Raw genomic sequence first — 22052 nt, 5'->3', positions numbered from 1 at the left:
CGGAGACCTCCTATGATCCGCTCGCTCCTCATCGCCAATCGCGGCGAGATCGCCCGCCGCATCATCCGCACCGCGCGGAAGATGGGCATCCGCACCGTCGCGGTGCATTCGGACGTCGACGCCGCCATGCCCTTCGTGCGCGAGGCGGACGCGGCGGTGTGCATCGGCCCCGCCCCGGCGCGCGAATCCTATCTGGTCCAGGCGAAGATCCTGGAGGCCGCGAAGGCGACCGGCGCCGAGGCGATCCACCCCGGCTACGGCTTCCTCTCGGAAAATGCCGAGTTCGCCGAAGCGGTCGAGGCGGCCGGCCTCGTCTGGGTCGGCGCGCCCGCCCATTCGATCCGCGCCATGGGCCTGAAGGACGCCGCCAAGAAGCTGATGGTCGCGGCCGGCGTGCCCGTCACCCCCGGCTATATGGGCGAAGACCAGGATCCCGCCCACCTGAAGGCCGAGGCCGACCGGATCGGCTATCCGGTGCTGATCAAGGCGGTCGCCGGCGGCGGCGGCAAGGGCATGCGCAAGGTCGACGCGTCCGCCGACTTCGCCGACGCGCTGCTGTCCTGCCAGCGCGAGGCGGCCTCCTCCTTCGGCGACGACCGCGTGCTGATCGAGAAGTACATCCTCGGTCCCCGGCACATCGAGGTGCAGGTGTTCGGCGACCGGCACGGCCATGTCGTCCACCTGTTCGAGCGCGACTGCTCGCTCCAGCGCCGCCACCAGAAGGTGATCGAGGAGGCCCCCGCCCCCGGCATGGACGCGGCCACCCGCGCTGCGGTCTGCGAGGCGGCGGTCAAGGCGGCCAAGGCGGTCGACTATGTCGGCGCGGGCACGATCGAGTTCATCGCCGACGCCTCCGAAGGGCTGCGCGCCGACCGCATCTGGTTCATGGAGATGAACACGCGGCTGCAGGTCGAGCATCCGGTGACCGAGGCGATCACCGGCCAGGACCTGGTCGAATGGCAGCTTCGTGTCGCGTCGGGCGAACCCCTGCCGAGGACGCAGGAGCAGCTCTCGATCAACGGCTGGGCGATGGAGGCGCGGCTCTATGCCGAGAATCCGTCGAACGGCTTCCTGCCGTCGACCGGCCCGCTCACCCGCCTGCGCCTGCCGCGCGGCATCCGCGTCGACAGCGGCGTCGAGGAGGGCGGCGAGGTGTCGCCCTATTACGATCCGATGATCGCCAAGCTGATCGTCGCGGCGCCGAGCCGGCCGGCGGCGGCGGCGAAGCTCGCCCAGGCGGCGGCGCGGGTCGAGGTCTGGCCGGTCCGCACCAACGCCGCCTTCCTGGCGCGCGCGGCGGCCGATCCCGATTTCGTCGCCGGCCATGTCGACACCGGCTTCATCGAGCGCCACGCCGACCGGCTCGTTCCCCCCGCCGAACCGTCGGCGGCGGTGCAGCAGGCCGCCGCCCGCGCGCTGCTGCCGACGGAAGCAACCGATGCCTGGACCAGCCTGACCGGCTTCCGCGCCAATGCCGCGCCCGAGCGGCGGATCGAGGTCGAGGTGGCGGGGCATAGCCATCTGGTCGCGCTCGACGACGGCGCGGCCGGCGGCAAGCTGCGCGCCGTGGGCGGCGAGACGCTGCTGTTCCTCGACGGCGAGACCTGGCCGGTCGAGGCGCCGCGCGCCGACCATGCCGGCGGCGGCGGCGCGGTGTCCGACGGTGCGCTGCTGGCGCCGATGCCGGGCAAGGTGATCGCGGTCGAGGTCGCCGAGGGCGATAGGGTGACCAAGGGCCAGAAGCTGCTGGTGCTCGAGGCGATGAAGATGGAGCAGGCGATGCTCGCCCCGTTCGACGGCATCGTCGCCGAACTCAAGGCCAGCGTCGGCGGCCAGGTGAGCGAAGGCGCCATGCTCGCCCGGGTGGAGAAGGCGGAGGACTGAGCCTCCCGCCTTCGCCGTCTCACGCCGTGCCGACCCAGCCCCGCCAGGTGAAGGCCGCGTAGAACAGGCTCAGTTCGGCGAAGCCCGCCGCGCGCAGGATCGTCTCGTCCTGCTCCGGGGTGAACATGTTGACGGCGCGGTCGACCGAATCGCGGGCATTCTCGGCCAGCGCGGGATCGACCCCGGACGAGACCGCGAAGGCCGCGTAGCGCGACAGCCAGAGCCTACGCTCGCCCCGCTCCTGCGGAAAGCTGCCGTGCACCGCGACGAAGGGCGCGCCGGGGTGCAGCCGCTCGCGGATCGCGGCGGCGGTGCGGCAGCGCTCCTCGGCGTCGAGGAAATGGAGCGTCAGCAGGCAGGTCGCCCCGTCGAACGGCCCGGCGGGCGCATCGTCGATATAACCCTGAACCAGTTCGACCCGCTCCATCAGCGGCCCGAGCGTGCGTTCGGCCAGCGCGAGCATCTCCGCCGCCGGATCGACGCCGACGAAGGTCCAGCCGGGATGCGCCTCGGCCAGCGCCTTCAATTCCAGTCCGCCGCCCGCGCCGAGCACCAGGACGCGGCCGTCGTCGGGCACCCGCTCGGCGAGCAGCAGCCCGGTCATGCGATGGACCGCCTCCAGCCCCGGCACGAAGCGGCGCGGCCCGTCCGAATAGTGCGCCACCTTCTCCGCGTCCCGGAATCCCTTCATGAAATCCAGCGCGCCGTCCTCAGCCATGGTCGATCTCCTTGCGGCCCCGCGGCCGGGCCGTCATGCGCGCGTGGAAGTCGGCGCTGAGCATCGCCAGCGTGACCTCTCCGAAGCGCGCGAGCAGCAGCGCCTCGGCATCGTGGAAGGCCCGTCCGAGCGCCGCGTTCACCGCCTGCTCGACCAGGCAGCCGGGCGCCTCGGTCCGATGCCCCATCGCCAGCAGCGAGGGACCGCCCAGCGCGTCGTAGATGTCCCGAAGCGTGATGCCGTCGAGCGGCCGGGCGATCGTCCAGCCGCCGCCATGGCCCTTTTCGGAGCGGACGAGCCCCTGCTCGCGCAACCCCGCCATGACCCGGCGGACGACGACCGGATGGGTGTCCATCGCCTTCGCCAGCACCTCCGACGTCACAGGGCCGTCCTGTTCCGCCATGTGCAGCAGCACATGGAGCACGCCCGACAATCGGCTATCGCGTTTCATGTAACTTCAAATAGTACATAATAACCCGATGTCAATCGCCGCGTGGCCGCCACCGGCCCGTTCCCGGAAAAGCTACCGTGCTGGTGAAGAGGCGAGGACGCGAAGACGGGTGCGGTGGCGCCCGCGCGTCGTCAGGCGAATTGCATCGCCTGCGAGCGACGGCCCAGCCTGCGCAGGCTCGATCCGATCAGGCCGAAACCCAGGACCAGCGTCATCCAGGTCGCGACGTCGGGCGCCGCGGTCACATAGGGGCCCGTCAGCGAGACGCTGTCCAGCAACGAGAAGGGCGGCTGGCCCGCGGGCGTTCCCATCGCAAGGAAGTACAGCGTGTCGCTGGCCTGCGTCGCGACGAAATTGAAGGTCTGCGTCTGCCAGCCGGTGAAGCCGTGGTTGACGTTGTTGAGGATCGCGGTCTGCTCATCGATGTCCTGACCGAGGAAGCCGAATTGCCAGCCATCGGTCGATGGACCATTATAGCCATATTCCTGGGCGCCGGCATAATTGAAGCTCAGCTGATAGCTCTGGCCGACGATCAGCCCGGTGATCGTCTGGGTAAGCTTGCCGACATGATAGGCGCCATCGGCCCCGATGAAATTGCCGCCGGTCGGGCTGGCGGAAAGGCCGTTGTTCACGCCCTTGCCCGGACCCCACAGCTTCAGCGTGGATTCGCCCGGCGATCCGCTGCTCGACGCGGTCGAACTGTTGAGGACATAGGTGTAGCCGTAATTATGGTCCGCATCGCGCTGGGACGTCCAGCCCACGACGTTGGTGTTGCGGCGAAGCTGGCCGAGGCCGTTGGTCGTCTGTTCGAAGTCGCCGTTGACGATGAACTGGTGCATCGGATCGATCGTCGCGCCCGCGGGAGCGGTCGCGAGCATGCCGGCGGCCAGCCCCAGCAGGACCAGACCGATCCGCGTGCCCACGCCACGAAAGCCCTTCGCCATTTCCATCCCCCCAACCAGGCGCGACGACCCAAAGCCGCATCCATGACGAAGCAAGTTCCGCGCCAATAAATCTTGCCATGGCTTTTCAACAGGCTGTGGCGGACGTCGTTTTCGTCAGCCCAGCGGCATGTAAGATTCCCCGACGGTGGTCAATCCGGCTTATTGCCTGAAATTGTAAACCTTTGTTGAAGATGATCATGGTCGGCTTTCGACTGTGGGAGCCGCGGACTATGAGGGGGACCGACCTCTTTTCCAGGACGGCGACAGGTCGTACTTGACGAAGGGGGCGCCGCATCCGACCGGAGGGGTCGGCGCGGCCGGAGGGGGAACGGACGTGGGGATCAGGACGAGAGGCGGGATATCGGCATGTCTGGTCGCGGGAGCGGGCCTCGGGCTCATCCTCCTCGCCGGCTGCGGCAAGACCCCCAAGGGACAGGTCGTCGCGATCGTCAACGGCAACGACATCTCCATGCAGCAGCTCAGCGTCGAGGCGCAGGACCTTCCACTCCCCATTCCCGAGACGATCGACCGGCGGGCGCTGAGCAAGGCCATCCTCCAGGCCGTGATCGACCGCGAACTGGAGGTGCAGGCGGCGCGCGAGCAACGGCTCGACAAGACACCCCAGTTCCTCGCGCTCAAGCAGCGGAACGAGGAGGAGTTGCTGGCGGGCATGCTCGGTCACAAGATCGCGCAGACCGTGCCGCTGCCGACCGCTGAGGAGATTCGCAACTATATCGTCACCCATCCCCTGCAGTTCGGGCAACGGCAGCGGCTGGTCCTCGATCAGCTCGGCTTCGCGCCGCCCGGCGATCGGCGGCGGCTGGCGGCGGTGCTGACCGACGCCCACTCGCTCGACGCGGCGGCGGCCGCGCTGCGGTCGATCGGCATCGCCGCCGAGCGCGGCCAGGGCGCCATCGACACCGGCCAGGCCGATCCCGAACTGGCGCGACAGCTCGACCGGGCGCCCGCGGGCGAACCGATCCTGCTGCCCCAGGGCGATCGCCTGGTCGTCGGCGTGATCACCGCCCGCGAGCCCATCCGGATGTCGAGCGACGACATCCGCATCGCCGCCGCGCGCGCCGTCCGCGCGGCCGCCCTGCTCCACGAAAGCCAGGCGCAGATCGCCGCCGCGCGCAGCACCGCCGAGATCAGCTATGGTCCGGGCTTCGCGCCGGACAAGCCGCCCGCCGCAAGGCGATGAAGGAAGGAACCCGTTGGCGTTTGGAGCGGGCGAAGGGAATCGAACCCTCCTAGCTAGCTTGGAAGGCTAGAGCATTACCACTATGCTACGCCCGCTCTATCGATGATCCGGCGGCCGTGAGGCCGCGTGATCCGGTGCCCCTCGTCGGGGCTCCGTGGTGAGCAGCCTTTAGCCCTGCCCTCGAAAAGCGTCAAATGCTGTTCGCGCCGCCCGCGCCCTTGGCGGCGCTTTACGCGAAACTTACGCCATGGCGCGGCCATCCGTCTCGAAACTTCACGGCGGTCCGGGCGAAGGGAGCACACCCCTCGCAACCGCTCCCTGTTCCTCCGGCCTGCGAGCCCCTCGGGTGGGCGGGGCATCGCGCCCCGCCCGCTCCCTTTGGATCAGAACCAGAAGCGGATGCCCGCGACGAAGCCCTTCGAGGTCACGTCCTCGCCGGCCAGCCGGGCATAGCGGGCCGTGTCGCCGAACCGCCTCTCCCAGTTGAAGCCGACATAGGGCGCGAACTCGCGGACGATCTCGTAGCGCAGCCGCAGCCCCGCCTCGATCGTCGACAGGCCCGATCCGATGCCGCTCTCGGGCACGTCCTGCGCCGACAGATTGACCTCTACTCGCGGCTGGAGGACCAGGCGCTGGGTGATGCGCTGGTCGTAATGCCCCTCGAACCGGGCGAGCAGGTCGCCCTTGTTCGACAGGAACAGCCGCGCCTCGAGGTCGAACCAATAGGGGGCGAGCCCCTCGATGCCGACGGTCGCATAGCTGCGGTCAGGCCCACGCTGGACGTCCTGCCGGACACCCGCCTGCAGGTTCCAATAGGGATCGAGCGCGTGCGACCAGAGCGCCTGCACCTCGCCCGCCTCGACGCCCTCGCCCCGCGTCGCCTCGCCTTCGGTGGTCAGCAGGAAGCGGTCGATGTCGCCGCCGAACCAGGCCTGCCCATCCCAGCGATAGCCGTCGCGCCCGTCGCGGAACTGACGCTCGAACAGGTTGAGGATCACCTGCCGCTGCGTCATCGAACCATGTTCGTGGAGCATGTGCGCCTGGGCGCGCGCCATCGCCTCCGCGCCCCAGAAGCGATCGGCGAGGCGGTCGCGCTGGACTTGCGGGGGCGGCGCGGTTCCGGCGGGCAGGTCGGTGCCGGTCGCATCGGCGGCCGGGGCCGGCGCGGGCGCGCCATGCCGATGCGCGGACGGCTTGGCGTCCGGCGCCATGTCATGGCCGGCATGCGGATCGGCCGCCGCCGGCGTCATGTCGTGACCGGCGTGCGGATCGTCCTGCGCCGGGGCCGGAGCCGGCTGGGAGGCCGGCGCGGGCATCGCCATGCCGGACCCGTGATCGTGCGCGTGCTGCGCGACGGCCGGCGCGGCCAGCGCGAGGCCCGGCAGGGTGAGGATGAGGAGCGCCTTCATGCCGCGCCTCCCTCGGCCCGCACCTGCACGACGCGCATCATCCCGGCATGCATGTGGTAGAGCATGTGGCAGTGGAACGCCCAGTCGCCCTCGACCCCGGTGACGTCGAAGCTGACCAGCCCGCCCGGGGCTACGTTGACGGTGTGCTTGCGCGGCGCATGGTCGCCATGGCCGGTGACCAGTTCGAAGAAATGGCCGTGCAGGTGGATCGGGTGCGCCATCATCGTGTCGTTGATCAGGTTCACCCGCACCCGTTCGCCCACCCTTATCGGGATCGGATCGCGCGCCTCCGACAGCGTCTTGCCGTCGAACGACCACATGTAGCGCTCCATGTTCCCGGTCAGGTGGATGTCGATCGAGCGTGTCGGCGCGCGGACGTCGGGGTTGCGCTCGCGCGCGACGAGGTCGCGATAGACCAGCACCTTGTGCCCGGCATCGGCGAGGCCCTGCCCCGGCTCGCCGGTCCGGTCCTTCGGCATCGGCGAGAGGGTCTGCACGCCCGGCCCCATCGCCACCGACGGCGCATTGGCCGGGTTGCGCATCGACATGTCCATCTCGAAGCCTTCCATGGCGCTCATGTCCATGCCCATGTCGGTCATGTCGGCGACCGGGCGGCGGCGCAGCGGCGGCACCTCCGCGACCATGCCGAGGCGCGGCGCGAGGGTCGCGCGGGCCATGCCCGAACGGTCGACCGCCTCGCCGACGATCGTATAGGCGCGATCCTCGGCCGGCTCGACGATCACGTCATAGGTCTCGGCGACGGTGATCTGCAGCTCGTCGACGGCGACCGGGCGGACGTCCAGGCCGTCGGCCTGCACCACCGTCATCTTCAGCCCGGGGATGCGGACGTTGAAGATCGTCATCGCCGAGGCGTTGACCAGCCGCAGCCGCACCCGCTCGCCCGGCCGGAACAGCGCGGTCCAGTTGTCGCGCGGGCCATGGCCGTTGACCAGATAGTCGTAGGTGCTGCCGGTGACGTCGGAGATGTCGGTCGGGTCCATCCGCATCTCCCCCCAGTCGAGCCGGTCCTTCAGCCCCTGGTCGCGGCCCGCCAGCAGGCCGGCCAGCGTCTGCCGCTGCATGTTGAAATAGCCAGGCTCCTGCTTGAGCTTGCGGAACAGCACATGCGGCGGGAGCCGGCTGTGGTCGGACAGCATCACGACATGCTGGCGATCGCTGGCGATCGGATCGGTCCCGGCCGGATCGATCACGATCGGCCCGTAGAGGCCGAGCTGCTCCTGCAGGCCCGAATGGCTGTGATACCAATAGGTGCCCGCCTGCACGACGGGGAACTCGTAGGTGAAGCTCGATCGCGGCGCGATGCCGGGAAAGGAGACGCCCGGCACCCCGTCCATCTGGAAGGGCAGGATCAGCCCGTGCCAGTGGAGCGAGGTCTCCTCGTCCAAGCTGTTGTCGACGCGGATGCGGACGGGCCGCCCCTCGCGCAGCCGCAGGATCGGCGCGGGGGCGCCGCCGTTGATGCCGATCGCCAGCCGGTCGCGGCCGTCGATGCGCATCGTCGCGTGGCCGATGCGCAGGTGGATGTCCCCGCCCGACTCCTCGGGCAGGGGGTCGGCGATGCCCGGCGTGCCGGTCTGCGCCCAGGCCGGCCACTGGCCCAGCCCGGCCGCCGTCGCGCCCAATATGCCGGCGCGCAACATCGCGCGCCGGTCCCATGATCGGTTCATGATCGAATGTCCCAGTTCGCCCTCGGGGGCGTGTAACGAATGGGAGGGAGCGGCAAGCCGCCCCCTCCCCGCACGTCAATGATCGTGCGCGTCGGTTCCGGACGTCGCGGCGTCCTTGGCCTTGTCGCAGCAGTCGCCGCCCTTGGCCTTGTCGCAGCAATCCTTGCCCTGCTTCGCCGCCATCTTGTCGCAGCAGCCCTTCGCCTCCTCGGCGGGCCTGGCGTCCGCATGGCCGGCATGCTGGGCGTGGGGATCGGCGGCGGTCTGCGCAGCCGCGGGAGCGGCGATCGCCAGCGTGATCGCGGTCATGATAAGCTTCATCGATAGTCTCCTGAGATGTGTGTTCAGATCTCGGGAGCGTTTCGGGGAGGGGGTGTCTCGCGGGCGAGGTCGATGCCGTCGAGCTGGGCGACGCGCAGCATCGCCGGCGGCACGCCGCCGATCGACGGCGCCCGCACGAGGAAGGGCGCGCTGGCATGGAGCGCCGAGCAGGCCGCCGCGCAATCGATCTTCAGGCTGTTCTTGCCGTCCGGCTTGCCCGGCAGCATGCCCGCGCAATGCGCGTCCATCGTCATCGCGACCGGCTCGGACGCCGGCATCGCCGCGCCCGCGTCGGCCATCAGGACCGGCGACAGGAGCAGCGCGAAGGCCGCCAGGAACAGGGCAAGCGCACGAAACATCGCGCTTCTCCTACCGGATCGCGCGGCGATATCCAATGCCGAACTCGACGGACGCGCGGACCGCGTCAGGAAACCGGCTTGCCGTCCGCCTTGACGACGTCGCCGCCCTTCATGACGAAATCGACCTGCTCGAGCGCGGCGACGTCCTTCAGCGGATCGCCGGTCACCGCGATCAGGTCGGCGAAGCGGCCCGCCTGGACGAGGCCGACGTCCTTGCTGCCCAGCAGGTCGGCGGCATGGCCGGTCGCGGTCTCGATCGCCTCCATCGGCGACAGGCCGGCGGCGACGAGCAGCTTGAACTCCTGCGCGTTCTCGCCATGCGCCGACAGGCCGAAGGTGTCGGTGCCGAAGGCGATCTTCACGCCCGCGGCATGCGCGTCATGGGTGTTCTTCTGGAGCATCGGGGCGATCGCGATCGCCTTCTGCGCGGTCGAGGGATTGAGCCGCTCGGGGTGCGCCTTGGCGGTCTCGTAGACGCGCTGGCCGACCAGCAGGGTCGGCACCAGATAGGTGCCGTGCTGCTTGAACAGCTTGTAGCTCTGCGCGTCGGCGAAGCTGCCATGCTCGATCGAATCGACCCCCAGTTCGATCGCATGGTCGATCGCCTGCTTGCCATGGGCATGCGCCGCGACCTTCATGTCGAGACTGTGGGCGGTGTCGATCACCGCCTTGATCTCGTCGTCCTGCATGAGCTGGAGGTTGGGGTCGTCGCCGATCGACATGACGCCGCCCGATGGCATGATCTTGATGACGTCGGCGCCCTCGCGCTTGAGCCGGCGGACCGTCTGGCGGGCCTCCTCGGGGCTGTCGATCACGGCGTCGCGCGCGTGCGGCAGCTCGGCGATGTCGGGGATCAGGCCGTTGGCGGGATCGCTGTGGCCGCCGGTCGGGCCGAGCGCCTCACCGGCCACCCACAGGCGCGGGCCGGGGATCGATCCCTCGGTCACCGCCTTCTTGAGCGCGACGACGGCGGCGGTCGAATCCCCGACGCTGCGGACCGAGGTGAAGCCGGCGAGCAAGGTCGCGCGCACGTCCTTCACCCCGTCGATCAGGTCGTCATAGGCCGACCGCGTCACCGCGCGGCGGATCGGATCGCCGGGGTGGAAGGCCATGGTGATGTGGACATGGCAGTCGATCAGGCCGGGCAGGACGGTGCGGTTCGACAGGTCGACCACCGTCTCGCCCGCGCGCGCCTCGACGAAGCCGGGCTCGACCGCGCGGATGCGATCGCCGTCGATGACGATCGAGACGCGCTCGCGCGCGGCGGCGCCGCTGCCGTCGATCAGCCGGCCGGCATGGACGATCGTCGTCGCGGCGATCGCCGAGGTCGCGGTCGACATCAGCAGGGTGGCGGCAAGGAAGGCGTTGCGCAGGATCACGTCGGTCTCCGCTGGTTCAGGGGGTCGTTGGGAAGCAAGGCACTGTGGCGGGAAAGGCTGGGGCAAAGCCGGACGGGAAACCTGTGCGGGGCCCCGGCAATCTTATGGATGCCCCCATTTTCGTGCCCCCTCCCGCCGGTCAGTTCAGGCTGGCGCGCCCGGCCCGCGGGGAGAAGCCGAAGGTCCGCTTGAACGCCGTGGCGAAATTGCTGGGATGCTCGTAGCCGGCGTCGAACGCGATCTCGGTGATCGACAGCTCGGTGGTGCGGAGCTGGCGCAGCGCCTGCTCCATGCGCTGCCGCTGGCGATAGCTGGCGATCGTCGTGCCGGTGATCTGCTTGAAGCTCTCCATCATCTGGGTCTCGTTCCAGGCGATCTCGCGGCAGAGCTGGGCGATGTTCATCGCGCCGCCTTCCTTGCTGTCGAGCAGCGCGCATAATTGCTGGACCTTGCGGCGATCGCGCTCGCGCGGAGCGGCGGCGCTGGTCCCCGACAATTGCCGGAGCGCCAGGTAGAGCAGCTCGAGCGCCTTGGCCTCCAGCATGAGCTGGCCGAGCGAATCGCCTTGCAGGGCCATCATCTCCTCGACCAGCGCGCGGAGTTGCGGCGGCAGCGGAATATAGCCATGGGCGAAGCGCGAGACCGGGCCCTTGAGATATTCGACGATCGGCGCCGGCAGGTCGCCGTCGACGGGGGACAGGAACTGCCCGGCGAATTCGCGGCTGCACACCATGGTGATGCAGCGCATCCGCGCATCCTCGCGCACGGTCTCATATTTCACCGTGCGCGGCGGCTGGACCAGGAAGGCCATCACGCCGGGCTCGACGGTCATGTTCTCCCGGCTGGCGCCGCTGATCGCGCTCGGCCCGTCGAGCTTGAAGTGCAGCTTCAGATGATCGTCGCTGACGAACATCGCCTCCTTGCTCCGCGCCCGATAGACGTCGGTCATCACGAAGGAGAAGCCCGGCCGGACGGTCATGCCCTGGAACCAGCCCGACGCCTCCGCGTCGGACGGCCGCATCCGCGGCATGCGCCGGGCGCCGGACAGCGGATCGGGCGCCAGGCCGGCCAGGAATTTCCGGGCATCGTCATCGAGCATCAACCCGAGCGTCGGATCGATGGCGCCATGATCGCGGATCGGACTGTCGTTCAAGCCTGCTCCCCCGGAAAGGGTGGAGACTATACGCCGGCGGCCGGTCCTGTCCACAACGGCCGGGGCGGACCGGCCATCGCCGGCGCGGACCGAAGCGCCCTTTTGGCTTTCGCAAAGATATTTCGGGGATTCGGAAAGGACGCCCCGCCCCGTCCCCCGCAGTCTGGGATCGACCCGCGACATGGACCGAAGATTCCTGCGCGACCTTCAAAAGGGGACCGAATTGATGCAGCCCACCTTCGCCAAGTCCATTTCCCTGCCCGCCCTGCTGGCGATCACCGTCTCTGCCGTCGCGCTCGCCGCGCCGGCCCGCGCGCAGGACGGCGTCGCGGCCGACGGCGAAGGCGGCGACATCGTCGTCACCGCCCGCAAGGCGCGCGAGCGCCTCCAGGACGTTCCGATCTCGGTCAACGCGCTGTCCGGCGACCAGCTCCGCGATCGCGGCGCGGTCGACGTCAAGGACGTGCTGCGCAGCGTCCCCGGCCTGTCCTTCTCGGGCACCGAGCGCGGCCTCGGCAACTACAACATCCGCGGCATCAGCACCGTCGCCTCGGCGCCGACGGTCGGCATCTATCTCGACGACATCTCGCTCGTCACCATCGCCACCTCGTTCAGCGGCGCCTTCGACCCGGTGTTCTTCGACATGGAGCGGCTGGAGGTGCTGAAGGGCCCGCAGGGCACGCTCTACGGCGGCAGTTCGATGGGCGGCGCGATCAAATATGTCAGCGCCCGGCCGAAGCTGAACGTGACCGAAGGCAGCGTCGCCGCCGGGATCGGCACCACCGCGCACGGCTCCGCCTCCTATAATGCGGAGGCGGTGCTCAACCTGCCGCTCGTCGCCGACAAGCTGTCGGTGCGCGGCGGCGTCTTCTATCGCCACGACGGCGGCTATGTGGACAATGTCGCCGACGGCACCGTCACCAACTCGCGCTATTCGAGCACGGCTCCCGGCTACACGCCGCAGGTGCAGCCGTCGCTGAGCACCCGCAACCAGGCCAACTACAACAATGCCGACACCTATGTCGGCCGCCTGTCGCTGCTGTGGCAGCCCGACGAGAGCTGGTCGATCCGGCCGGCCGCCTTCTACCAGCACTACAAGCTCGCCAATCCCGGCCAGTTCTTCCTCGGCATGCCCGAGCTGACCGCTTCCTACCGGATCAAGCAGCCGACCACCGACAAGGCGGGCATCTACAGTCTGGCGATCGACAAGGAGCTGGGCGCGGTCCAGGCGACCTCGCTGACCGCCTATTTCGACCGCAAGCTCGATTTCGTCCGCGACTACAGCTATTTCATCGGCGGGCTGGTGCCGCCGCTCTACCCGCTGACCAGCCGCAACCTGTCGGCCAGCCGCACCAAGACCTTCAGCCAGGAGCTGCGCCTCGCCTCGAACGATCCCGGCGCGCGGCTGAGCTGGATCGCGGGCCTCTATTATTCGCACCAGGACGACCGGCTCTACCAGATCGCGGCCACCCCCGGCGCCACCCCGGTGATCGGCACCGAGGTCGGCTATGTCGGCGACACCACCACCATCACCAAGCAATATGCCGCCTTCGGCGAGGCGACCTACAAGCTGCTCGACAATCTCGACATCACCGCCGGCGTGCGGCTGTTCCAGATCAAGCAGATCGTCGACATCCTCGGCGACGGCCCGTTCAACGGCGGCCTGACCCAGATCGTCGGACGCAAGAGCAACGAGAAGGGCGTCAATCCGAAGGTCGGCATCTCCTACAAGGTGACGCGCGACAACCTGATCTACGCCTCGGCGGCGAAGGGCTTCCGCCCCGGCGGCCCGAACCGCTTCCAGATCAACCCGGCGCTGTGCGCCACCGACCTCGCCCGGCTGGGCCTGACGGCGGCGCCCAACACCTTCGATTCGGACAATCTGTGGAGCTACGAGCTGGGCACCAAGAACCAGTTCGGCAGCAGCGTCCTGGTCAACGCCGCGCTGTTCTACACCGACTGGAAGAAGATCCAGCAGCAGATCAACCTGTCGAGCTGCGGCTTCGCCTTCACCGGCAATGCCGGCAGCGCCGACGTCAAGGGCGCCGAGCTGGAGACCCGGTTCAACCTGACCCGCGCGTTCCAGGTCGGCGGCACCGCGACCTACAGCGACGCCAAGATCTCCACCGCCGCGCTCGGCACCAGCGCGCAGGACGGGGACCAGGTGCTCGCCGTGCCGAAATGGATGCTGAGCGGCTTCGCCAGCTACAGCGTCGAGGTGGCCGACGGCTGGCGCGGGCAGATCCGCGGCGAATATCAGTATCAGAGCCGCTCGCGCCGCCAGTTCGACCGGATCCAGTCGGTGGTCTTCCCCGGCGGCGTGCCCGGCACGGCGCCCAACCGCGCCGAGTTCCGCCAGGGCTATCAGGTGGTCAATGCCTTCGCCTCGGTCGGCGACGGCGAGACCGAGGTCCGCCTCTACCTCAACAATGTCTTCGACGTGGCGCCGCGGCTCGACACCGACCTGACCGGCGGATCGGACCGTTCGACGACGATCCGGCCGCGCACCGTCGGCCTCGAAGTCCGGCGGCGCTTCTAAACGGCCGCATATTGGGGAATGATCCTCGGGGGACGGCCGCCGCGCCGTTCCCCGACAGGGAGCGAGACGGAATGAAGCTGATCCCATGGCGCGGTCGCCGCGCCGTCATCCGGACGACGCTGGCGGGCCTGATCGCCCCGGCGCTGGTCGCCGCCAGCCTGGCGGGCGGCACGCCGCCGCACGACTGGCAGTTGGAGACCGCCTATCATTATCCGGGCACGCAGGTCGACGCGGGCACCGCCGGCCGGCTGGGCGTCGCCTGGGAGTTCGACGATTTCGTCGTGCGCGGCAGCACCCATCGCGGGGTCGAGGCGACCCCGGTCGTGGTCGATGGCGTGATGTACCTGACCGGCCCGTGGAGCGTCGTCTACGCGCTCGACGCGCGCACCGGAAAGCCGCTCTGGCAATATGATCCGGAGGTCGACGGCCAGTTCGCCCGCCGTACCTGCTGCGACGCGGTCAATCGCGGCGTCGCGGTCGCCGACGGGGTGGTCTATGTCGCCGCGCTCGACGGCTGGCTGGCCGCGGTCGACGCCAGGACCGGCAAGGAGCTGTGGAAGGTCGACACGATCACCGACCGCAAGATGAGCTATGCGATCACCGGCGCGCCGCGCGTCGCGGGCAGGAACGTCGTGATCGGCAATGGCGGCGGCGAGATGGGCGCGCGCGGCTACGCCAGCGCCTATGACCGCAAGACCGGCAAGCTCGCCTGGCGCTTCTTCGTCGTGCCGGGCGATCCCGCCAAGGGCGCCGACGAGCATCCCGAGGTGACCGAGGCGCGCAAGACCTGGGACCCCAAGTCGCGCTGGGACCTGGGCGGGGGCGGCACGCCGTGGGATTCGATCGTCTACGATCCCGACACCAACATCGTCTATGTCGGCACCGGCAACGGCATGCCGCACCCGTCCTGGCTGCGCAGCCCGGCCGGCGGCGACAATCTCTATCTGTCCTCGATCGTCGCGATCGACGCCGACACCGGCCGCAAGAAGTGGCATTACCAGACCACTCCCGCCGACAGCTGGGACTATACCGCGACCCAGAACATGATCCTCGCCGACATCGAGATCGGCGGCCGCCCGCGCAAGGTGATCATGCAGGCGCCGAAGAACGGCTTCTTCTACGTGCTCGACCGGGTGACGGGCGAGCTGCTGTCGGCGGAGAAGTTCACCACCGTCACCTGGGCCGACCGCGTCGACATGAAGACCGGCCGGCCGGTGGTCAGCGACCAGTCGGACTATTCGAGGAAGACCAAGCTGGTCTGGCCGTCGGAAGCGGGCGGGCACAATTGGCAACCCATGTCGTACAGCCGGGAAACCGGGCTGGTCTACATCCCGGTGCTCGAGGCGCCGATGACCTTCCAGATGCTGGAGCAACCGAAATACCGGCCCTACAGCAATCTGCAGGGCTCGGCCGCCTCCTTCCCGAGCTTCGCCTTCGGATCGAACAAGACCGGCGGCGCCGACGACATCCTCGCCGGCCAACCCAGGCCGACCTTCCAGCAGATCGTCCGCGCCTGGGACCCGGTGCGCCAGAAGGAGGCCTGGGCGACGAAGCCGATGCCCTTCTGGAGCGGCGGCACGATGGTGACCGGCGGGCTCGTCTTCCAGGGTTCGGCCGACGGCTGGCTGACCGCCTATGACGCCAGGACCGGCGCCGTGGTCCACCGCGTCGATGTCGGCACCGGCATCATGGCGTCGCCGATGAGCTACACGATCGACGGCGTCCAATATGTCGCGGTGACGGCCGGCATCGGCGGCGCCCTCAACGTGTCCTACCCGCCCGGCGCGGTGGCGATCGAGCGGCAGAACAGCGAGCGGCTGATCGTGTTCAGGATCGGCGGCCCCGCGCCCAGGCTGCCGCCGCTGCGCGAGGCCCGGCCGTTCACCGTGGCGCCCGCCCAATATCGCGGCACCCAGGCCCAGGAGCAGCACGGCGCCGCCCTCTACGGCGAGAATTGCGGGCGCTGCCACGGCGGGCCGACCGGCGCGGGCGGCTATCCCAACCTGTGGAAGATGACGCCCGAGACGCATGCCGCGTTCGAGTCGATCGTCCTCGACGGCGCCTTCGCCTATGCGGGCATGGCCTCCTTCGCCGACGTGCTGAGCAAGCAGGACGCCAGGGACATCCACGCCTTCCTGGCGAAGCCGCACGACGAGAAGGCCCAGCCCACCGAGAACCGGATGCACTAATATCCTTCCTTTCCGTCATTCCCGCGAAAGCGGGAATGACGATGGGGGCCGAAGGATATGCCTCGATTCAAACCAACGGTCGCCCACGGAGAACGACATGAAGCTTTGGAAGATACCGGGCGGCGCGGTCGCGCTGCTCGCGATGACGGCCGCCGCGATGCCGGCCATGGCCACGCCGGCGCTCCAGCTGCGCGACGCCGTGGCGATGGCGCAGGGCGCGACCGAGGCGGCCGGGCGCGGCGGACACGCCGTCTCGATCGTCATCGTCAATCGCGAGGGCCGGGTGATCCTGGCGCAGCGGATGGACGGCGCCTCGTATAAGAGCCTCGACGTCGCCGAGGGCAAGGCCACCACCGCCGCCGCGCTCGGCCTGCCGACCCGCCTGCTGCAGGAGGCACTCGCCAAGGGCGACCAGTCGGTGCTGTCCGTGCCGGGCGCGATCGCGATCGCGGGTGGCGTGCCGGTGACGGTCGACGGCGCGACGATCGCCGCGATCGGCGTCAGCGGCGGCGCCCCCCAGGACGACGAGGCGATCGCCACCGCCGCGCGCGACCGCTATCCGGGCGCCAAGCCGCGCTGACGCCGATCGCCCTCAATGGGCGAGCGAGGCCCAGGCGGCGGCGCTGAGCGCCAGGCATCCCCCCGCCGCCGACGCCGCCATCAGCCCATGGCCCATCAGGGTCAGGACCGGCGCGTCGGGACGCGCCTCGCGGCGGTTGCGGGAAAGGCTGGTCAGGATGAAGGTCGTCAGGAAGCCGTAAGCGAGCGCGAAGATCGGAAGCGCCATCGATAGTCCCCACCATGATGTTGCGACGCAGCAATCATGCGCGCCCGAGTCGGTCAACCGCCTTGCCGTCGCCCGATCGGCGCTTTGCCGGCCCCTGCGCCGGAGCGTGGTTCGAACCGGTTGTTGCGCGGCCGGAAAGACGGCCTGAATAATGGCTTTTTCAAGATGATTTATTACAAAATATGTCTGGAGTGTTGCTTGTAACAAAAAGGACATGGAAGCGTCACATCGGCCTCAACGCGGCTGGTCGCCGCCCGGGAGACATTCCATGTTCCGCATTGCCCGCGTGGCCCTGGCCGCCACTGCCTCGCTGATCGCCATGCCGCTGGCCGCGGCCCCCCTGTCGGCCGAGGAGAGCCAGGCCCTGCGCGAGGAGGTCCGCGCGCTGCAGGCCCGACTCGCCGCGATCGAGGCGCGGCTGGGCGAAGCGCCGCCGGGCGCTGCCCCGGCGGCGGCATCGGCCCCGGCCGTGACGGCGGCGGCCGCCGCTTCGGCCCCCGCGACGGCGATCGGCTGGAAGGGATCGCCGCAATTCACCAGCGACGATCGCAGCTTCAAGGTGAAGGGCCGCATCCAGCTCGATGCGGGCTATGTCTCCAAGCCGCGCGGCATCGTCGATCGCGGCCTCGGCTTCTCGAACGAGGTCCGCCGCATCCGGCTCGGCGGCGAGGGCAAGCTCGGCAGCGGATTCGGCTACAAGCTCGAGGTCGAGCTGTCGGACAACAAGGTCGGCCTGGTCGACACCTTCGTCACCTATGACACGGGCCCCTGGCAGGTCTCGATCGGCAACCAGAACCAGTTCCAGTCGCTCGACGAGCTGACCAGCGACACCACCGGATCGCTGATGGAGCGCGCCGCCTTCACCGACGCCTTCAACTTCGAGCGGCGGCTGGGCATCGCGGTCCAGTATCATCGCAAGGACATCCTCCTCCAGGGCGGCGTCTTCTCCGACGACATCGACGCGCTGGCCGACTCGAGCGACGGCCCGAACGGCGGCGACGAGAACAACAGCTTCAGCATCGACGGCCGCGCCGTCTATGCGCCGAAGCTGGGCGGGACGCAGATCCATCTCGGCGGCTCGGCGCATCTGCGCATGCTCAACCGGCTGTCGGACGCGCCGACGCGCTATCGGCAGCGTCCCTTCCTGCACAGCACCAACAGCCGCATCCTCGCGACGCCGAACATGCTGGTCGACCGCGAGTTCAACTATGGGCTGGAGGTCGCCGCCATCCATGGCCGCTGGCACACCGCCGGGGAGGCGAACTGGCTCGACGCGATCGGGCCGGGGCCCAATTCGCGCTTCTTCGGCGGCTATGCCGAGGTCGGCTATTTCCTGACCGACGACACCCGCACCTATCGCAACGGCATCTTCGGCGGGGCCAAGCCCTCCTCGCCGTTCGGCAAGGGCGGCATCGGCGCGATCCAGGTCAACCTGCGCTACGACTATCTCGACCTCAACGACGGCGCGATCCGGGGCGGGACCCAGAATGGCTGGTTCGCCGGCATCATCTGGACCCCGGTCGAATATCTGCGCTTCAACCTCAACTACGGCTATCTCGCCTATACCGGCGCCGCGATCCCGGCGGGCGGGCGAACCGACTATGGGATGCATGTCGGCGGGGCGCGGGTCGAACTCGACTTCTGATCGGTGAAGGGGCGCGCGGCAATCGCGCGCCCCTTCGTTCCGTCGTCTCAGAAAGCCGCCGTCAGCGAAAAGACCAGCTTGCCGCCGGCGATCGAGGAACCGTTCTTCGTCGATGCGAAGTTCGGCAGCAGATAGGCCGATTCGCTCCTGCCGATGTCGGTATCGACATAGGCGACGCCCGCCGTGACCGGGGTCCCCGGAACCGCGACGTCGACCCCGACCAGCCAGTCGAGATATTTGCCGGTCGGCGCGATGCTGGTACCGTTGGGGCCGAGGCCCGCATTGCCGTTCGAATAGCCGAGATGCGCCTTCAGCGTGACCGGGGTCTGCGGGATGGCGCCGGAGACGTCGGCCCAGAGGTAGAGATTGTCCTCCTTGTCGCCCGGATCGTCGTAGACGCCGGTCGAAGCCGACGCGCCCGAGACATACCAGCGGCCGAGCGCCTGCTGCTTCGGCGCATAGGCGACGCCGCCGAGCAGCGTGACCGGGCCCAGCGTGCCGCTGAGCTTGGCATAGAGTTCGGCGAAGTCGGTCTTGTCGGCGCCGCCCGGATACATGAACCAGGTGAGGCCCGCGTCGAGCGCGACGCCTTCGCCCAGCGCAACCTTGTAGCCGCCGAAGATGTCGAGCTCGGTGTTGGAGCCGCCGAAGGTGCCCCAGCCGGCGAGGTTCGATCCCCAGGTGCCGACATAGAAGCCGCTCTCATGGCCGACGGTGATGCCGCCCTGGATCGCCATCTCCTTGTCGGTCTGGGAAACGCCGCGGAAGCGGTAGTCGCTGGCGAGGCCGATGCTGCCGGACACGCTGAACGGCGAGCTTTCCTCCTGGGCCAGGGCCGGCGTCGCGACGAACAGCGCGAGGACGGCGGCGGTGGTTTTCTGGAAACGCATAAGACAATCCCCTTTGATAAGGTTTCGGATCGTCCCTCCTTTCGCCGGCCTGCGCTTCCTCTGATCGGGTCGCGTCACGATCGACGCGGCCATTATGGAAACGGGATTCTCAGTCCCCTGTTTCCCGTCCGTTACAAATCATTGCGGGGGTCCGGCGCCACGCCCTAAGGGGTAGCGGCGTGGCGCCGGCGCAACACCCGACCGTTTTGGGGCCGGTCAGGCTGCGATCTTGCGGAGCTGGTCGTCCCCGGCGTCGAGGTCGACCCGCGTCCCTCCGGACCGGCGGCGCTGGATCCATTCGCCCAGCATCTCCGCCGAACTGTGGTCGATCGCCGGCACCTTGCGGATGTCGAGGCTGACCGCGCGGCCGCCGGGGATCGCTTCGAGCGCCTTGAGGAGCTTCGGCAGCGTCAGGAAGGTCGCCGCTCCCTCGAGCCGGATCTCGCTCTGCTCGTCGCCGTGATTCGCGTCGACCCGCAGCCGCAGCCGCCGCAGGTGCGGGACCAGCTCGAGCAGCGAGAGGCCGAGGCCGACGAGCACGCCGGTCAGCAGGTCGGTCGCCACCACCATCACGAAGGTCGCCACCCAGATCACCACCGGCAGCACGCCATGATGGTGGAACAGGTGGCGGACGTGCGCCACCGACACCAGCCGCCAGCCGGTGACGACCAGGATGCCGGCGAGCGAGGCCATCGGGATCTCGCGCAGCAGCCAGGGCAGCAGCGCGACGAAGGCCAGCAGCCAGGCGCCGTGGAGCACCGCCGACAGCCGCGTCACCGCGCCCGCCTGGACATTGGCCGAGCTGCGGACGATGACGCCGGTCATCGGCAGCGCGCCCGCGAAGCCGCACAGCAGGTTGCCGACGCCCTGGGCGCGCAGCTCCTTGTCGTAATCGGTGCGGACGCCGTCATGCATCCGGTCGACCGCCGCCGCCGACAGCAGCGTCTCGGCGCTGGCGATGAAGGCGATCGCGACCGCCGTCACCAGCAGCGCGGGATCGAGCATCTGGCCGAGAAAGCCGGCATCCGGCGGCGCGATCGCGGCGACGATCGAGGACGGCACCTCGACCCGGGTGATCGACAGGCCGAGGCCCCAGGCGACCAGCGTGCCGGCGAGGACGCCGACCAGCGCGCCCGGCACCAGCTTCATCGTCGCCGGCCGCAGCTTCTCCCACATCAGCATCGCGACGATCGTGACCAGACCGATCGCGAAGGCCATTTCGGCCGCGGCGACGTTCGAGGCCGACAGGCCGAACAGCCGCGCCGGCATCGCCGCGAGGTTCTGGAGGCCGTTGGGCAGCGGCTTGGCGTCGAACAGGACGTGGAACTGGCCGACGACGATCAGCGCGCCGATCCCCGCCAGCATGCCATGGACGACCGCCGGGGAGATGGCGCGGAACCAGCCGCCCAGCTTGAGCACGCCGGCGACGAGCTGGATCGCGCCCGCGAGCGCGAGGATCGGGCCGAGCGCCGACAGGCCGTGGTCGCGGACCAGTTCGAACACGATGACGGCGAGGCCCGCCGCCGGGCCGCTGACCTGCAGCGGCGATCCGGCGAGCGCGCCGACGACGAGGCCGCCGATGATGCCCGTGATCAGGCCCTTTTCGGGCGGCACGCCCGACGCCACTGCGATGCCCATGCAGAGCGGCAGCGCGACCAGGAAGACGACGATCGACGCCGTGAAGTCGCGCGAGAAGCTGACCGGGAAGAGCGAGGCGAGGCGCGCCGAGATCATTCGGCGGCCTCCAGCACGTCGGCGGCGCGACGCGACGCGGCCTGCAGCGCGACCGGCAGCGGACGATCGGCGGCGAGCGGCAGGAAACGCTCCGTCTCGCCGTCGAGCGCGAGCACCTCGCCGGCATGGATGTCGACATACCAGCCGTGCAGGGCCATCTCGCCCCGCGCGATCGCCGAGGCGACCGAGGGGTGGGTGCGGAGATGGGCGAGCTGGCCGACGACGTTCTCGAGCGCCAGGACGCGGACCCGGTCGGTGCCCGAAACGTCGGGATAGGCATCCTCGGCGACCTTCTGCGCGGCGTGCGAATGGCGCAGCCAGGCGGCGACGTTGGGCATGCCGTCGAGCGAGCCGGGGCTGCACAGCGCCTTCATCGCGCCGCAGTCGGAATGGCCGCAGACGATGATGTCGCGGACGCCCAGCACCATCACCGCATATTCGACGGTCGACGAGACGCCGCCATTGGCCTGCGAGAAGGGCGGGACGATGTTGCCGGCGTTGCGGCAGACGAACAGGTCGCCCGGCGCGGCCTGGACGATATATTCGGGGACGACGCGCGAATCCGCGCAGGATATCATCAGCGCCTTGGGGCTCTGCCCGTCACGGGCGAGCTTCCCGTAGAGGGCGCTGTTGCTCGTGAACACATGCTCCTGAAAGCTGAAGACTCGACCGATCAGCTCGTTCATCGTGGGACTCCTGGGATATGGTCATGCGACCGGCATCATGGAGCCCGGAGATAGGGGGGCGTTTTTGCCGCAGCG

Annotated in this window: 19 protein-coding genes and 1 tRNA gene; 6 read left to right on the top strand and 14 right to left on the bottom strand. The window is 69.2% G+C overall.

Going from position 1 to position 22052, the window contains the following annotated elements:
• The first annotated feature begins 12 nt into the window (after positions 1-12).
• The gene (locus tag HRJ34_RS22290; protein WP_208632427.1) at positions 13-1884 is read left to right on the top strand and encodes an acetyl/propionyl/methylcrotonyl-CoA carboxylase subunit alpha; all 1872 of its coding nucleotides are present in this window, start codon (positions 13-15) and stop codon (positions 1882-1884) included.
• 19 nt (positions 1885-1903) lie between these two features.
• Here the strand turns inward: HRJ34_RS22290 and HRJ34_RS22285 are convergent, their stop codons facing one another.
• The 3 genes from HRJ34_RS22285 to HRJ34_RS22275 form a co-directional block, all read right to left on the bottom strand.
• Positions 1904-2602, bottom strand: a complete 699-nt coding sequence (locus HRJ34_RS22285) for a class I SAM-dependent methyltransferase (protein WP_016746476.1) — start codon at positions 2600-2602, stop codon at positions 1904-1906.
• Positions 2595-3053: an Rrf2 family transcriptional regulator gene (locus tag HRJ34_RS22280; RefSeq protein ID WP_208632426.1), complete on the bottom strand. Its 459-nt coding sequence runs from the start codon at positions 3051-3053 to the stop codon at positions 2595-2597. The genes HRJ34_RS22285 and HRJ34_RS22280 overlap by 8 nt, the downstream gene beginning before the upstream one ends.
• A gap of 131 nt (positions 3054-3184) precedes the next feature.
• Positions 3185-3997: a hypothetical protein gene (locus HRJ34_RS22275; protein ID WP_011953002.1), complete on the bottom strand. Its 813-nt coding sequence runs from the start codon at positions 3995-3997 to the stop codon at positions 3185-3187.
• A 334-nt stretch (positions 3998-4331) separates the two neighbouring features.
• Between HRJ34_RS22275 and HRJ34_RS22270 the strand changes: the two genes are divergently transcribed.
• Positions 4332-5198 (top strand): hypothetical protein, encoded by an 867-nt coding sequence (locus HRJ34_RS22270; RefSeq protein ID WP_208632425.1) that lies wholly within the window; start codon positions 4332-4334, stop codon positions 5196-5198.
• Between the two features lie 21 nt (positions 5199-5219).
• On the opposite strand, the gene HRJ34_RS22265 is transcribed toward HRJ34_RS22270, so the two are convergent.
• The 7 genes from HRJ34_RS22265 to HRJ34_RS22235 all read right to left on the bottom strand — a co-directional run bounded on the left by HRJ34_RS22265 (position 5220) and on the right by HRJ34_RS22235 (position 11507).
• Positions 5220-5293 (bottom strand) — tRNA-Gly (locus HRJ34_RS22265).
• A gap of 288 nt (positions 5294-5581) precedes the next feature.
• Positions 5582-6607, bottom strand: a complete 1026-nt coding sequence (locus tag HRJ34_RS22260; protein WP_208632424.1) for a copper resistance protein B — start codon at positions 6605-6607, stop codon at positions 5582-5584.
• The gene (locus tag HRJ34_RS22255; protein ID WP_208632423.1) at positions 6604-8295 is read right to left on the bottom strand and encodes a copper resistance system multicopper oxidase; all 1692 of its coding nucleotides are present in this window, start codon (positions 8293-8295) and stop codon (positions 6604-6606) included. Before HRJ34_RS22255 ends, HRJ34_RS22260 begins: the two co-directional genes overlap by 4 nt.
• A gap of 75 nt (positions 8296-8370) precedes the next feature.
• A complete protein-coding gene (locus HRJ34_RS22250; protein ID WP_208632422.1) occupies positions 8371-8616 on the bottom strand; it encodes a hypothetical protein in 246 nt (81 codons plus the stop codon).
• Positions 8617-8639: 23 nt separating this feature from the next.
• Entirely contained in the window at positions 8640-8975 is a 336-nt protein-coding gene (locus HRJ34_RS22245) for a hypothetical protein (protein WP_011953058.1), read from the bottom strand.
• A 65-nt stretch (positions 8976-9040) separates the two neighbouring features.
• Positions 9041-10420: a metal-dependent hydrolase family protein gene (locus HRJ34_RS22240; RefSeq protein ID WP_081663703.1), complete on the bottom strand. Its 1380-nt coding sequence runs from the start codon at positions 10418-10420 to the stop codon at positions 9041-9043.
• A 73-nt stretch (positions 10421-10493) separates the two neighbouring features.
• Complete coding sequence (locus tag HRJ34_RS22235) at positions 10494-11507, bottom strand: helix-turn-helix domain-containing protein (RefSeq protein WP_208632421.1); 1014 nt, start codon at positions 11505-11507, stop codon at positions 10494-10496.
• Between the two features lie 226 nt (positions 11508-11733).
• On the opposite strand from HRJ34_RS22235, the gene HRJ34_RS22230 reads away from it, so the two are divergent.
• From HRJ34_RS22230 to HRJ34_RS22220, 3 genes are all read left to right on the top strand, one after another.
• Complete coding sequence (locus HRJ34_RS22230; protein WP_208632420.1) at positions 11734-14046, top strand: TonB-dependent receptor; 2313 nt, start codon at positions 11734-11736, stop codon at positions 14044-14046.
• Positions 14047-14117: 71 nt separating this feature from the next.
• Complete coding sequence (locus HRJ34_RS22225) at positions 14118-16235, top strand: PQQ-dependent dehydrogenase, methanol/ethanol family (protein ID WP_208632419.1); 2118 nt, start codon at positions 14118-14120, stop codon at positions 16233-16235.
• Positions 16236-16332: 97 nt separating this feature from the next.
• Positions 16333-16815, top strand: a complete 483-nt coding sequence (locus tag HRJ34_RS22220; RefSeq protein WP_208632418.1) for a GlcG/HbpS family heme-binding protein — start codon at positions 16333-16335, stop codon at positions 16813-16815.
• Between the two features lie 12 nt (positions 16816-16827).
• On the opposite strand, the gene HRJ34_RS22215 is transcribed toward HRJ34_RS22220, so the two are convergent.
• Positions 16828-17022, bottom strand: coding sequence for a hypothetical protein (locus HRJ34_RS22215; RefSeq protein WP_011953064.1), 195 nt, complete (start codon positions 17020-17022; stop codon positions 16828-16830).
• A 268-nt stretch (positions 17023-17290) separates the two neighbouring features.
• Here HRJ34_RS22215 and HRJ34_RS22210 point away from each other — a divergent pair, with 268 nt between their 5' ends.
• The gene (locus HRJ34_RS22210) at positions 17291-18667 is read left to right on the top strand and encodes an OprO/OprP family phosphate-selective porin (protein ID WP_208632417.1); all 1377 of its coding nucleotides are present in this window, start codon (positions 17291-17293) and stop codon (positions 18665-18667) included.
• A gap of 47 nt (positions 18668-18714) precedes the next feature.
• Here HRJ34_RS22210 and HRJ34_RS22205 read toward each other — a convergent pair whose 3' ends face one another.
• The 3 genes from HRJ34_RS22205 to HRJ34_RS22195 form a co-directional block, all read right to left on the bottom strand.
• Entirely contained in the window at positions 18715-19557 is an 843-nt protein-coding gene (locus tag HRJ34_RS22205) for a TorF family putative porin (RefSeq protein ID WP_208632416.1), read from the bottom strand.
• A 216-nt stretch (positions 19558-19773) separates the two neighbouring features.
• Complete coding sequence (locus HRJ34_RS22200) at positions 19774-21291, bottom strand: SulP family inorganic anion transporter (RefSeq protein ID WP_029993790.1); 1518 nt, start codon at positions 21289-21291, stop codon at positions 19774-19776.
• Positions 21288-21977 (bottom strand): carbonic anhydrase, encoded by a 690-nt coding sequence (locus tag HRJ34_RS22195; RefSeq protein WP_011953068.1) that lies wholly within the window; start codon positions 21975-21977, stop codon positions 21288-21290. Before HRJ34_RS22195 ends, HRJ34_RS22200 begins: the two co-directional genes overlap by 4 nt.
• Between the last annotated feature and the right edge of the window lie 75 nt (positions 21978-22052).

The sequence above is a fragment of the Rhizorhabdus wittichii genome (assembly GCF_017607425.1).
Lineage (GTDB): Bacteria > Pseudomonadota > Alphaproteobacteria > Sphingomonadales > Sphingomonadaceae > Rhizorhabdus > Rhizorhabdus wittichii.
The sequence above is the reverse complement of the archived record's forward strand: the minus strand, read 5'-3'. Positions and strand labels throughout refer to the sequence as shown.

Coding starts and splice junctions, on each gene's coding strand:
- HRJ34_RS22205 (WP_208632416.1), bottom strand. CDS start 19,557: ATGCGTTTCCAGAAAACCACCGCCGCCGTCCTCGCGCTGTTCGTCGCG.
- HRJ34_RS22230 (WP_208632420.1), top strand. CDS start 11,734: ATGCAGCCCACCTTCGCCAAGTCCATTTCCCTGCCCGCCCTGCTGGCG.
- HRJ34_RS22260 (WP_208632424.1), bottom strand. CDS start 6,607: ATGAAGGCGCTCCTCATCCTCACCCTGCCGGGCCTCGCGCTGGCCGCG.
- HRJ34_RS22220 (WP_208632418.1), top strand. CDS start 16,333: ATGAAGCTTTGGAAGATACCGGGCGGCGCGGTCGCGCTGCTCGCGATG.
- HRJ34_RS22215 (WP_011953064.1), bottom strand. CDS start 17,022: ATGGCGCTTCCGATCTTCGCGCTCGCTTACGGCTTCCTGACGACCTTC.
- HRJ34_RS22275 (WP_011953002.1), bottom strand. CDS start 3,997: ATGGCGAAGGGCTTTCGTGGCGTGGGCACGCGGATCGGTCTGGTCCTG.
- HRJ34_RS22255 (WP_208632423.1), bottom strand. CDS start 8,295: ATGAACCGATCATGGGACCGGCGCGCGATGTTGCGCGCCGGCATATTG.
- HRJ34_RS22280 (WP_208632426.1), bottom strand. CDS start 3,053: ATGAAACGCGATAGCCGATTGTCGGGCGTGCTCCATGTGCTGCTGCAC.
- HRJ34_RS22250 (WP_208632422.1), bottom strand. CDS start 8,616: ATGAAGCTTATCATGACCGCGATCACGCTGGCGATCGCCGCTCCCGCG.
- HRJ34_RS22245 (WP_011953058.1), bottom strand. CDS start 8,975: ATGTTTCGTGCGCTTGCCCTGTTCCTGGCGGCCTTCGCGCTGCTCCTG.
- HRJ34_RS22200 (WP_029993790.1), bottom strand. CDS start 21,291: ATGATCTCGGCGCGCCTCGCCTCGCTCTTCCCGGTCAGCTTCTCGCGC.
- HRJ34_RS22210 (WP_208632417.1), top strand. CDS start 17,291: ATGTTCCGCATTGCCCGCGTGGCCCTGGCCGCCACTGCCTCGCTGATC.
- HRJ34_RS22290 (WP_208632427.1), top strand. CDS start 13: ATGATCCGCTCGCTCCTCATCGCCAATCGCGGCGAGATCGCCCGCCGC.
- HRJ34_RS22195 (WP_011953068.1), bottom strand. CDS start 21,977: ATGAACGAGCTGATCGGTCGAGTCTTCAGCTTTCAGGAGCATGTGTTC.
- HRJ34_RS22225 (WP_208632419.1), top strand. CDS start 14,118: ATGAAGCTGATCCCATGGCGCGGTCGCCGCGCCGTCATCCGGACGACG.
- HRJ34_RS22285 (WP_016746476.1), bottom strand. CDS start 2,602: ATGGCTGAGGACGGCGCGCTGGATTTCATGAAGGGATTCCGGGACGCG.